This is a genomic window from Clostridium hydrogenum (assembly GCF_021432385.1).
GTDB lineage: Bacteria > Bacillota > Clostridia > Clostridiales > Clostridiaceae > Clostridium_S > Clostridium_S hydrogenum.
This window is the reverse complement of the sequence record NZ_JAEACT010000002.1, coordinates 2,307,038-2,318,578: the sequence shown is the minus strand read 5'-3', so window position 1 is coordinate 2,318,578 and position 11,541 is coordinate 2,307,038. Positions and strand designations below refer to the sequence as shown.

The following is an 11,541-nucleotide window of genomic DNA, read 5'->3' as shown; positions in this document are numbered from 1 at the left end:
CTGGTTTATCTATAAGGAGATAAAAAATGGGACTTTCATATAGTATTATAGGATATTTAGAAAATGATAATATAGAAAATAGCTTTAATATTGATAAAGAATATAATTGGATGAAATTAAATATAAAACTTAGTAAAGCAGCTTGGGTTCAAATTTTACTTTGGGATTCAAATAATGTATTAAGACTTCAATATCTGTATGGAAAGTCCCCTCAAAATATTGTTATAAGCGATAATGAAAAATTTTGCAGCAGTTCAGTTGTACCAGGGATAATTAATGAGGGGAAATGGAAGCTAAAAGTAATAAGTGCAAATATAGATGAAGAAAATGAGTATAGCATTGATGTGTCTTTGGGTAATGAGGAATTGTTTTTAGAGAGAGATTTTGAGCCTATGGGAAAGTCATGGGTAAAGTACGATAGGAATATGGAACTTATTATTAATGATTATAATGAAGAGGCAAAGTGCAAACTAAAAAAATGGTATAAAGGGGATTTTCACACTCATACAAATGTATCTGATGGAAAATTATCACCTTCAGAACTAATGGAAGTAGCCAAAAAACAAAATTTAGATTTCTTTGTGATAACGGATCATAATATAATTCAGACAGGCTTTCCTGAAAGTGAAGTGCTTGTAATACCTGGTATTGAAATTACATCTTTTAAAGGACATTTTAATGCATTAGGTGCAAAAAAATGGGTGGATTTCACAAGAGAAGGGGCTATGACAACAGAAGGGGGAATGAATGGTCTTTTAAGTGAGTTTAAAGCTAGCGGAGCACTATGTTCTATGAATCATCCTGCGTTAACGCCTTGGGCATGGCTTTACAAAGATACTTTGCTTAGTAATTTCACCACAGTTGAGGTTTTAAATGATCCAACCTTTAAGGGCAATGCTCCTAAGGCTACAGAAGCAGCTCTTAAGCTTTGGAATACTATGTGGAATGATGGCTATAAAATATGGGGCATTGGTGGAAGTGATGCGCATAATCTTCCAACGGAAACATATGAAAATAGCAAAATGCCGTCAATAATCGGAGATCCTGCTACTTTTGTGCTTGCAGATTCTTTAAGGGCAGAAGATATTATGGAAGCTGTTAAAGGTGGAAGGGTTTACGTATCAAGGGGGCTAACTTTAAAAATAGATATAGAGGTGTGTGGCAGCAATTTTTGTCCAGGCAGTGATATGACAAAATTAGTTTCAACCGAAGAAAAGACTATAAAGTATAAATTGACCATAATGGAAGGCGATTCTAATTGTGAGGTATTGTGGATAAAGGATGGTACGGTACAGCATAAAGGCAAGCTAGTGAAAAATATAGTGAGCGAATACGAATTTTCTTGGAAAGGCGAAGAATATTCATGGTTTAGATTTGAGATTAGGGATTGTTATGGAAATTTACTAGCTTTTGCAAATCCAATTTATAAAGGCTTTAAAAATCATAAAATAAATACCTTTGGACAATTGTTAAAGGCTTCAGGAGGAGTAGAATTTGAATAAGATACGCGGCATAATATTTGACAAGGATGGAACTCTTTTGGATTTTAATTCGATATGGCTTCCGGCAGCGGAGTTTTTGGCTGAATATATAGCTACTGCATATGGAAATAGAAAATTAAAAAAACAGTTTCTTGAAAGTATAGGTGTAAAAGAAAATGAGATTGAAACTGATGGTATATTAGCTTCTGGTACTGTAGGGGATATGGCAAGTGCATTTTATGAGGTCCTAAGTATAAATAATGTAGCAGTTTCACTTCCTAAGTTAGAAGAAACTATTTCGCATAGGTTAAGTAAATTTGTTGAAGATAATGAAGTTAGCATAGTTGCAACGGGAAAACTTACAGAATTATTTAGTAAACTTAAAAGTAATAATATAATAATTGGACTTGTAACTTCAGATAATATGGTATCAACAGTACATTGTCTTAAAAATCTTCAAATAATGCAATATTTTGATTTTATACGAACGGGAGATGTAGAAAATTCCGCAAAACCAAATCCAACAGTTTTGCACCAATTTTATAAGCAATATGGACTAGAACCAGAAGAAGTTGCAGTAGTTGGTGATACTTTAGTAGATATGAAGTTTGGTAAAAATGGTAAAGCTGGCGTTACTATAGGAGTATTAAGTGGTGTTGGAACAGAAGCTGAACTTTCAGGAATGGCTGATTTTGTATATGAAAATGTAAATGAAATTTTAAATAATAGTGAATTGTTTATGGGTAATGGTAGCCTTGAGTGACAATTGGTATTGCTAAACATAAATTAAAAGTGTAATATATATTCATACAATTTGCAAGGAGGGAATATATTATGCGTTTATTTAACAAAAAAACAATTGCTAAGGTTGCGGTTATTTTTTCCTTATTTTTCATTGTAGGATGTTCAAGTCAGAACAAAACTTCTAACAAGGATGCAAATAATACTAAAAATCAGAGTGAAAATGTAGATTCAAATAAAAATACTTCAAGCAATACAACCCAAAACAGTGATTCTGAAAGTAATGTAGCGCAAGATACTACTTCACAAGACGAACTTCTTGAAAATATTAAAACACTTGCGGCAGATGGAAAGATTATTAATAGTGATTATGCTGTTAAGACTTCAAATATTTACACTATGGAGGATACTTTAGGAAAAGCAGATAGTTCAAATTGGGTAACAAGTGCAAAGGGAATGTATTCAACATACTCAAAACTTAATGTGGTTTTTGGTTCCAATAAGGGCGGGCGAGTTTTTGAAGTTAGATCCCTTGATAGCAGATTAAATAAAATATCTCTTTCAATGGTAAAGGAAAAGTTTGGAACTCCACAGCATGATGTAACTACTGGTGGGGAAGAAATAATAGGTTATGTTATAAGCAAGGAATTTAAAATTTTATTTGTGTTTCCAGAACCTACAAAAAGCACACCAAATCCATTTATGAGCCATTATTCTGTTTTATATCCAGCAGCTACTGCTAATTCTATGGCAAGTGATCCAGGAAGACAGTGGTAGTTCAGCAAAGATTTTTAAAAGAATGTTGATATGAGCTTATGACGTTAATGGACTCTAAGAATTGCTCGTTTATAATTTGCTACCCATTTAGATGCATCATCCTGATGCCTAAATGGCTTTGACCGTCCTAGTCAAAATTACGCAAATTATAAACGAGCAATCCTAAGAGTCCATAAAAGTCAACACATCATATCAACATTCTTTTAAAAATAGCCGAAATACTAAAGGAAGCTATGTCTTAAATAAGTGTGAAAACAACACTTATTTAAGACATAGCCTAAAAGAATTGTTTTAGGCGTAATTAAAAAATGCAAACCATTATTTAGAGTACAGAGTACAAAGTACAGTTAAGGAGGATTTTCTTTCGCTTTGCTGCAGAAAATCTTAAAACTTATTTTTGGGTGTTCATGTAATAGCACTATATACGGTGCTCAGCGGAGCTGACAATACCTAAGTTTTAAGATTTACCTGACGAGAGGAAGGTAAATCAACCTTAATTGTACTCTGTACTCTGTACTTTTGTTTAAAGTTTGGCATTAAATATTTTAACACCATTTTATCGGTATTTTCATAGTATATTATGGGTAACCAACTTGAAACTTCAAGAGGGTTATCTCTAAAAACAAAAGATGTAAAGTGAGGAATTGTAGTTATACCAATTGAACTATCAAAATAAATTGGTATATCTTTAATAAGGAGATGTTATTTATGGGGATTGTTAAATTTTTAATAATATTTTTTTCAATCCTTATCTTGGCATTAACACTGAGTGCTGATGATTTTTCGGTTGGTGTTGCCTATGGTCTTTTTAAGACGCGTCTACCTTTTAAGTCGCTTATGATAATGGTTTTGGGTTCTGCAACCTCCACTTACGGTATAATGCTTGTAGGAAAGTTCATATTTACTACTATGCCAGATTATGTAACTGCATGGATAAGTGCGATTATACTTGGAGCTGTAGGTTGTAAAATGCTTTATAATGGCTGGAAGCAGAAGGATGATTATTCTAAATTCTTAAAGAATCCACCTTTTTCTTCTGATAGTCAAAGAAAAATAGGGTTCTTTGAAAATTATGTAGTAGGTTTTGGATTAGGGGTCGATGATTTTGCCCAAGCCCTAGGTTTAGCTGTAGCAGGTTTTCCAATTGTTTTAACTGTATGTTTGTTGGAAGTAGCAGAAGTAATTGCTCTTTTAGGTGGTAATTTTTTGGCACTTAAAGGATTTTCAAAAAAAATTAATGGAAAGATATCTATGATACCAGGTATTGTTTTATTAGCAGTTGCTTTGTATCAAGTACTATCATAATACGAATTAGGTAGTATTACACCAATAATTAGCATAGAATAAAAATAATATATCAATGTTTAAGGAAAGCTAGAAATAGCTTTCCTTAATTCATATTTAAATTGAGATGATTATGTTATAATATAGTTTGTAGTTAAATTATAGAATAATTGTTTTTATATGGAGGAGGGTTAGACATGAGGGATTTAGAAGATATACTTAATTATTATAAGAATGAATTAAAATGGAATCCACCTTTTGCTGAGGCTTTATCTAAATATTCTAAGAATGGTTTAAAAGGTTATTTAGTAATGCGTGAGTCAATAGAAAATGGGCATTTGCCTAAAAAAACAAGAGAGTTAATTTTTACAATATTAGATAGTTTAGATGATGAAGTAAGTGGAGCAAAAGCACATGCTGTGGCAGCTATAGAAGCAGGCTTGACTATGGAAGAATTAGTAGAGGCTTTTATGATTGTTACTGTTGTTAAGGGGATTAATGTTTTGTGTAAAGTAGGAGTAGAAGTTATAGAGGAAGCAGAAAAGAAAGCGCAAGAAATTAAAAAATAGATTATCATAGCCCAAAATAAAATATAAAATTAGAATATGGGGTGTTGTTATGAAAAAGAGCAAAATAGTTTGTTTAATTTTGTGTTTGATGTGTGCAATTCTATTTATAGCTTGGAAAAATCAGAATCACTATGTTGATATTTATAATGTAGTAAAGGAGTCATTTACTACGGATAAGGGATATTCAAATAAATTGTCAGGGTATATATCAGAAGATGTGTTTAATCGCATAAATGTGTATAAGGTTTATAATGTGAATGATGAAAACTATAAAAAACCTTTTAAAGTAGATTTTAAGCTTAAGGAAAATTCTCAAAGTAAAACACTTGATACGGTGTATGTGAAAATGACTTATTCTGTAAGCATAAAAGATTCACAAAATAAGGAAGTTGGTGGCTCGTGGAATATACCAATAAAATTTACGGTTAAAAAGGTAAACGGTAAATGGTGTATTATAGATAAGTATGAAGAACCATAGAAAAGCAGTTGAAAGTTAAAATTTACATATGAAAGTTGGTAATTTTATATTATGATAAACTACGAAGGTACAATTTATAGACCACCAAGTGAAGCGTATAGTCTTATAATTCAAGTTACTGTAGGTTGTGCACATAACAAATGCAGTTTTTGCAGTATGTACAAGGATAAAAAATTTAGAATAAAAAATATTGAAGAAGTATATAAGGATTTGTATGAAGCAAGGAAGCTTTATAAATACGTAAATAAGATATTCTTAGCGGATGGTGATGCTTTTGTGCTTCCCTTCGAGCAGCTTAAGAGTATTTTAGAAAAAATAAAAGAATTATTTCCAGAATGTGAAAAGGTATCAGCTTACGCTGCTCCCAAGGATATTTTAAGAAAATCTAAAGAAGAGATTGCCATATTAAAGGAGCTTGGACTTAAAATGTTGTATATGGGAATAGAAAGTGGAAGTGATTCAATATTAAAGTCCATAAATAAGGGAGTTAAGTCTAGTGAGATAATTGAGGCTGGTAAAAAAGTTAAAGCAAGTGGAATTAAGCTATCAGCTACACTCATTTCAGGAATAGGTGGAAAAGGCAAATTGCTAGAAAATGCAGTTGAATCTGCAAAAGTTATAAATGCCATAGAGCCTGATTATTTGGGAACTTTAACATTGATGGTTGAACCTAATACTGAAATGTATGAAGCAGTAAGTTTAGGAAATTTTGAAGTTTTAAGTCCAGATGAAGCTATGCTTGAAATGAGAGAACTTATAAAAAATATAAATGTATCTAACTGTATTTTTAGGAGTAATCATGCTTCAAATTACGTTCCCATAGGCGGTACTTTGCCTGAAGATAAGGATAAAATAATTAGATTAATTGATGATGTGCTTAAAGGAAAGTACAACTATAAACCAGAAGATTTTAGAAGGTTATAAAAAATATGTTATAATAAAATGCATGTTAAATTTTTAAAAGGGAGATAGTCATATGACAATTTTATCTATAATATATGGTTTGTGACATTGACCACGACCTCCACCAAACTTTTTATATTTTAATATATTAAACTTAAAAAGTGATTTTGGGAGGCAATATTAATGAGAAATGAAAAACAGGTTATTTATGAAATTTTAAATTTTGCAGAAAATAATGATATGGTTAGAGCAGTAATTTGGAATGGTTCAAGGGTAAATTCCAATGCACCAAAGGACAAATATCGTGATTATGATGTTATATTTGCTGTAACAGATCCAGAGTATTTTTTAAGAAATCAAGCTTGGATTGAAAAATTGGGAGAACTTATAATAATGCAGCAAAATGATTTTTATGAAGAAAATGTGAAATCTTATATTTTTCTTATGCTTTTTAAAGATGGAGTGAGGATTGATCTTACTTTCTTTCCTGTAGAACATATTAGTCTTAAATATAAAGATAGCTTGAAGGTACTTCTTCTAGATAAGGATAACAAAATACCTAAATTTGATTCTTCAAATGAAAGTTATTATGTAACACGAAAGCCATCTAAAAAGCAATACGATGAAACAATAAATAATTTTTGGTGGTGTGCTACTAATGTTGCTAAGGGAATTTGCCGTAAAGAATTAAGTTATACAAAATATATGTTTGATGCAGTAGTGAGAGAAGAGATTATTACAGTGGTAGCTTGGTATATTGGTGCAAACAATAATTGGAGTGTAAATCCGGGTAAACTTGGCAAATGGTTCGAGAAATATTTGCCTAGTGAGTTATGGTCTCTAATGGAAAAGACATATTCAAGCTGTGATTATGAGGAAACGTGGAGGTCACTTTTGGCAGCTTGCAAGTTAATTAGTATTGTTGGCCCAAAAGTTGCAGAAAACTTAGGATATGATTATCCAGTAGAAGATGATAAAAATGTAACTAAATACTTAAAAAAATTGCAGGAGCTTTCTTAACGTAGGAAAATATGCTGTGTTAATAATTATTTAATATATAATTTTTAAATATTACGAACCATTTTCCAAAGTACAAAGTATAAGGTACAGAGTACAAAGAAGGATGATTTTCCTCCGTTTCACTACGAAAAATCTTACAACTTATTTTTATTGTTTATACAATTGCAACAGTTTCTGTTTTTATTCCAAAATTTCGTAGGCACACTAATATTTTTGATTAATTTATATATTTGAAATGTAGCACTAGAGATTAATAATATAGGTTCAAGAATCTTAATGGGCTTACGCCCAAGCCTCTGGTATGTGTTCTTTCCTTAAACCACTGTAATTGGGAAGTAAGAGCGTTTTGAAACGATTTAAATAACAGCTTATTACTCTTAGATTTATTGCTGCTATTTAATGTTCCAGAATGCTCTTACTTCGCAATAATTTAACAGCCAAATTTCCTTACTAAAAATTACTTTCTTATAAAGAATTTTCTTTTTGATAGAGCAACGAAGGCTGCACCGGTTATAGCCATAAGCGTTCCAAATACAGTAGCTACAAATCCATCAATAGGTGAACCTGTTTTTGGCAATACGTCTGCTTTTGCTGTAGTTGTAGTTGAGGCAGCAGCTGGTGAAGTATTGCTAGTACTTACTTTAGTGGAAGTAGTTGTTCCATTATTTTGAGTTGAACTATTACCTTTAGTTGCGTTCTCGTTTTGACCAGTAGTAGTTCCAGTTGTATTTGAGGCATCCTTAGTATTTACTGCTTTAATATCATCAAAATACATTGTAGAAGTTACTTTAATATCTTTACTACCTTGAGGAACTATAGTATTGCACCATAAGCCAATACTTGTTATTTTTGAAGGATCAAACGTACCTTTATTTTTTCCTACAAATTGACTGAAGGGTAAAGTTAAAAGCTGTGCTTTAGTTGTAGCAGCAAATTCAGGAAGATGTACTTCAAAATCTTCTCCGTTTGAAGTAATTTGAATTACTAATTTTTGACCTTTCCCATCTGGTTTAATCCATAATTGTAGGGCATCATATTTAGACCAATCTACATTTTCTTTTTTAGTAATACCAGCCCAGCCTTCAGAAGATGAAGTGCCAGAAATAGTATAGTTAAAAGCAAGACCATACTTGCCGTTATTATGCTGTGAAGGGTCTGTACTTAAAGCTGGAGAAATACTGCAGTTTGGACCAGCATTAGTTGTCCAATTTGTTTTTAATAAATCATTATTTCCATAATAAGTTTCAAAGTTATCTACGGCTGCTGGATCAACTTTTTCTTCTGGTATATTAATCAAGGCATTAATTGTATCGTAAGTCTGTCCTCCTATATTTAATTCAATAGTACCATAGGTTGGATCAATAGTTTTTAATATACTGTCTGTAAGTTGTGCAATATAAGTATTACCATCACCTTTTTGAGCTTTTATAGTACTCTTTACGTTTCCATTGCTATCTTTTATGACGAAATTTACATCCTTATTATCATTATTTTCAATGCTTGCTGTTAAGGTTGAAGCGTTAAGTAATCTTGAACCTGACGTAGGCGAAGTAATATATCCTGTTGTAGTAGCTTTTGCATTTGTTACTGATATTTTGCTGTAATTGCCTATACCATCAGCAAATACTGAATTTTCTTTATTATAGAAGTCAATAAAATTGTTAATCATTTCTTGACCTTTAGTGTCGCTTACCATGTAAGGCTCAAAGAAACCATCTTTTTCACTAAAGTTTGCCCAAGTCATGAAATAGGACATATTAGTTCCAGATATTGAGTTAAGTATGTCATTAAACCAATCAGGTGTTGAGTTGCCAGAAACCTTCATTCCATTCATAGTAGGGGTATCACGTATACCTACCTCTGATACAGCAGAAAGTTTATTGTGCTTTTTAGCTATGTTATCTATTACACCCATAGTACTTTTAAAGGAGTTAAGCCAAGTATTGTCACCGGCTGTAGGATTGTCATCATACATATCAAAACCAAGAATATCTACATAATTATCACCAGGATAACGATCTAAATAAGAAGCTTCATCTTGGAAAGGTCCATTTGGTGAATATACATATAGAAAGTTGTGAATATTTTTTATATCACGTAAGTATTCTACAGTATATCTATATAAATCTTTATAAGCTGAAGCGTCGCAATAGGCAGCACCCCACCAGAACCAGCTTCCGTTGTTTTCATGGAAAGGCCTGAATAAAACCGAGACACCTTGATCTTGAAGCTTGCTGCCGTAATTTGCAATCATATCGAGATATCCAGTGTAAACTTTATTTAAATCTCCACCAGGTAAAATCCTTTGAACCACATTTCCGCTAGTTACATTTGGAGAGTAGCCAGAATAATCATATTTTCCATTAACTAATCCTTTTTTTGCAACTAAATCAAAGTTAGGCATATGAGCAGATAAAGTTACAAGTGCTCCTTCCTTTGCTGCGTTTATTGAAACGTTTGCAGCGGCGGAAACTAAATCGGTTTGTCCCTGTGGAAGAGAAAGTTCTGCACCGGTAAGTGAAAGACCATCTATACCGCAAACTCCAGCAATAGAGCCTGTCATATCTTTTGTGTCAGAATCAGTTCCGCTATTTTGCAAAAATGCTTTATGATGTGTGTCATTTTGATGACCATATATAACATAATTTGAATCACCAATGCCTTTTAAGTAAGCATAAAGTGAAGCTGTTTTACTTGTAGCATTTGAATCTACTAAATCAACTGTTGAAGGAATATTTAATAAACTAGGATCAACCTTTGTCTGTTTTGCAGGTTGAACAGTTTTATCTACATAAGTATTAACATTAGTAGCTTCTGCACCATCAATTAATTCTACATTATCAATATAAAGTTTACCACTATAATTACATTGATATCCCGCAAGTTTAAAAATTATTTGATGCAAACCTGTGTTAGTGGTAATTTCATCTCCAAAAGGAATTTCTACAGTTTTAACTAAATAACCATTGCTTGGGGTAAAATCACCTATTTTTACTTCTGGTATTGTATTGCTTTGAGTCCAAGTCCAACCAGAACCCATTTTAGTTATACCGGCAACCTTAATTGAACCAGTATAGGTGCTGTTTGCAGGGAGTATTAAATCCATTTTCAATTTTGCTCCGGGATTTATAGGCTTTGTGTATTCATAATTCAAATCCATTTCAACTTTATCATCCCAAGTTGAGCTAGAATTAAACTTAACATCATAGCCTACTGCTGTGCTAACGTTTACATTTTTAACAAGATCATTTGCTGATTTTCCTACAGGCAAATTTGAAGAACTCTCAAAATCATTGTCGTAAATGACAGTTTCTGTGTTGTCTGCTGCTTTAACTAGAAGGTTTAAATTTGGACTTATAGTTGTAAGTACAAATGCGCAGGTTACAGTTAAAGAAAGTAATTTTTTCCTATTCATATTATCCCCCATTTCAATATATAAATATAGTTAGAGTATATATACCATAAAATACATGGTGTGCCATAATTACACTAACAAGCAAATTATAAATTGATATTGATTTTATTGATATAACACTTTTTAGTATTTCTTAACATATTTTCAGAAGTTAAAACTTTACATAAAACCACTGCTAGTATAACTTGTTTAGAATGTTAAGCTATAATATGAAAAATATTCAATTGCTTCAATTTTAAAATTTTGTGGAATACTAATACATTTATACTGAATTGAAAATAATACAATATGAAAGGAGGAATGGTTATGGAAAACGATAGATTAAAAGACAAGTTTCAGGAAATACCAATAGAAAAACATGATACTGCAGCATGGGCAAATATTGAAAAAGAAAAGCCAGTTTCAAAGGTATCTATACCAAGTGAATTTGAAACAAAAAATGCAAAAGACTATGTAGATTCTAATGAAAAATAATTGGGAAGTAAGAGCATTCTGGAACATTAAATAGCAGCAATAAATCTAAGAGGAATATTCTCAAAATCCTAAGAACTTTCAATAACTCACTATCGTTCAGACAAATTGAAAGTTCTAAGCCTTTTGAGAATATTCCTCTAAGATTTATAAGCTGTTATTTAAATCGTTCCAAAACGCTCTTACTTCCCAATTACAGTGGTTTAAGGCAGAGGTTTGGGCGTAAGCCCATTAAGATTCTTGAACCTATATTATTAATTTCCTAGAGTTCCATTTCAAAGACATAAATTAATCAAGAATATTAGTGTGCCTACGAAATTTTGGGATAGTAGATAAGCTTTAAATTTTTACTGGAAAATGTGCTAAAAGATGATAATTGATATATTAGCTGATCAACTTATT

General features: G+C 31.8%; 10 protein-coding genes. 9 read left to right on the top strand and 1 reads right to left on the bottom strand.

Going from position 1 to position 11,541, the window contains the following annotated elements:
• The first annotated feature begins 26 nt into the window (after nt 1-26).
• The 8 genes from CUEA01_RS10445 to CUEA01_RS10410 all read left to right on the top strand — a co-directional run bounded on the left by CUEA01_RS10445 (nt 27) and on the right by CUEA01_RS10410 (nt 7,253).
• Nucleotides 27-1,502, top strand: a complete 1,476-nt coding sequence (locus CUEA01_RS10445; RefSeq protein WP_234121575.1) for a CehA/McbA family metallohydrolase — start codon at nt 27-29, stop codon at nt 1,500-1,502.
• On the top strand, nt 1,495-2,244 hold the full coding sequence (locus CUEA01_RS10440) for an HAD family hydrolase (RefSeq protein WP_234121574.1): 750 nt from the start codon (nt 1,495-1,497) through the stop codon (nt 2,242-2,244). The genes CUEA01_RS10445 and CUEA01_RS10440 overlap by 8 nt, the downstream gene beginning before the upstream one ends.
• Before the next feature lie 71 nt (nt 2,245-2,315).
• Nucleotides 2,316-2,999, top strand: a complete 684-nt coding sequence (locus tag CUEA01_RS10435; RefSeq protein ID WP_234121573.1) for a YjgB family protein — start codon at nt 2,316-2,318, stop codon at nt 2,997-2,999.
• Between the two features lie 708 nt (nt 3,000-3,707).
• Nucleotides 3,708-4,304, top strand: a complete 597-nt coding sequence (locus CUEA01_RS10430) for a manganese efflux pump (protein WP_234121572.1) — start codon at nt 3,708-3,710, stop codon at nt 4,302-4,304.
• Between the two features lie 176 nt (nt 4,305-4,480).
• On the top strand, nt 4,481-4,852 hold the full coding sequence (locus CUEA01_RS10425; RefSeq protein WP_234121571.1) for a carboxymuconolactone decarboxylase family protein: 372 nt from the start codon (nt 4,481-4,483) through the stop codon (nt 4,850-4,852).
• A 49-nt stretch (nt 4,853-4,901) separates the two neighbouring features.
• Nucleotides 4,902-5,330 (top strand): hypothetical protein, encoded by a 429-nt coding sequence (locus tag CUEA01_RS10420; protein WP_234121570.1) that lies wholly within the window; start codon nt 4,902-4,904, stop codon nt 5,328-5,330.
• 54 nt (nt 5,331-5,384) lie between these two features.
• Nucleotides 5,385-6,254 carry a radical SAM protein gene (locus tag CUEA01_RS10415; RefSeq protein WP_234122165.1) on the top strand — a complete coding sequence of 290 codons (870 nt, stop codon included), beginning with the start codon at nt 5,385-5,387 and terminating at the stop codon, nt 6,252-6,254.
• Between the two features lie 162 nt (nt 6,255-6,416).
• Nucleotides 6,417-7,253, top strand: a complete 837-nt coding sequence (locus CUEA01_RS10410; protein ID WP_234121569.1) for an aminoglycoside 6-adenylyltransferase — start codon at nt 6,417-6,419, stop codon at nt 7,251-7,253.
• A 457-nt stretch (nt 7,254-7,710) separates the two neighbouring features.
• On the opposite strand, the gene CUEA01_RS10405 is transcribed toward CUEA01_RS10410, so the two are convergent.
• Nucleotides 7,711-10,668 (bottom strand): CIA30 family protein, encoded by a 2,958-nt coding sequence (locus tag CUEA01_RS10405; protein ID WP_234121568.1) that lies wholly within the window; start codon nt 10,666-10,668, stop codon nt 7,711-7,713.
• Between the two features lie 306 nt (nt 10,669-10,974).
• Between CUEA01_RS10405 and CUEA01_RS10400 the strand changes: the two genes are divergently transcribed.
• On the top strand, nt 10,975-11,142 hold the full coding sequence (locus tag CUEA01_RS10400; protein ID WP_234121567.1) for a CDIF630_02480 family spore surface protein: 168 nt from the start codon (nt 10,975-10,977) through the stop codon (nt 11,140-11,142).
• Nucleotides 11,143-11,541 lie beyond the last annotated feature (399 nt).

Excerpts from the sequence above, each read along its gene's own strand:
- CUEA01_RS10430 (WP_234121572.1), top strand. The coding sequence starts at position 3,708 with ATGGGGATTGTTAAATTTTTAATAATATTTTTTTCAATCCTTATCTTG.
- CUEA01_RS10445 (WP_234121575.1), top strand. The coding sequence starts at position 27 with ATGGGACTTTCATATAGTATTATAGGATATTTAGAAAATGATAATATA.
- CUEA01_RS10420 (WP_234121570.1), top strand. The coding sequence starts at position 4,902 with ATGAAAAAGAGCAAAATAGTTTGTTTAATTTTGTGTTTGATGTGTGCA.
- CUEA01_RS10405 (WP_234121568.1), bottom strand. The coding sequence starts at position 10,668 with ATGAATAGGAAAAAATTACTTTCTTTAACTGTAACCTGCGCATTTGTA.
- CUEA01_RS10425 (WP_234121571.1), top strand. The coding sequence starts at position 4,481 with ATGAGGGATTTAGAAGATATACTTAATTATTATAAGAATGAATTAAAA.
- CUEA01_RS10400 (WP_234121567.1), top strand. The coding sequence starts at position 10,975 with ATGGAAAACGATAGATTAAAAGACAAGTTTCAGGAAATACCAATAGAA.
- CUEA01_RS10435 (WP_234121573.1), top strand. The coding sequence starts at position 2,316 with ATGCGTTTATTTAACAAAAAAACAATTGCTAAGGTTGCGGTTATTTTT.
- CUEA01_RS10410 (WP_234121569.1), top strand. The coding sequence starts at position 6,417 with ATGAGAAATGAAAAACAGGTTATTTATGAAATTTTAAATTTTGCAGAA.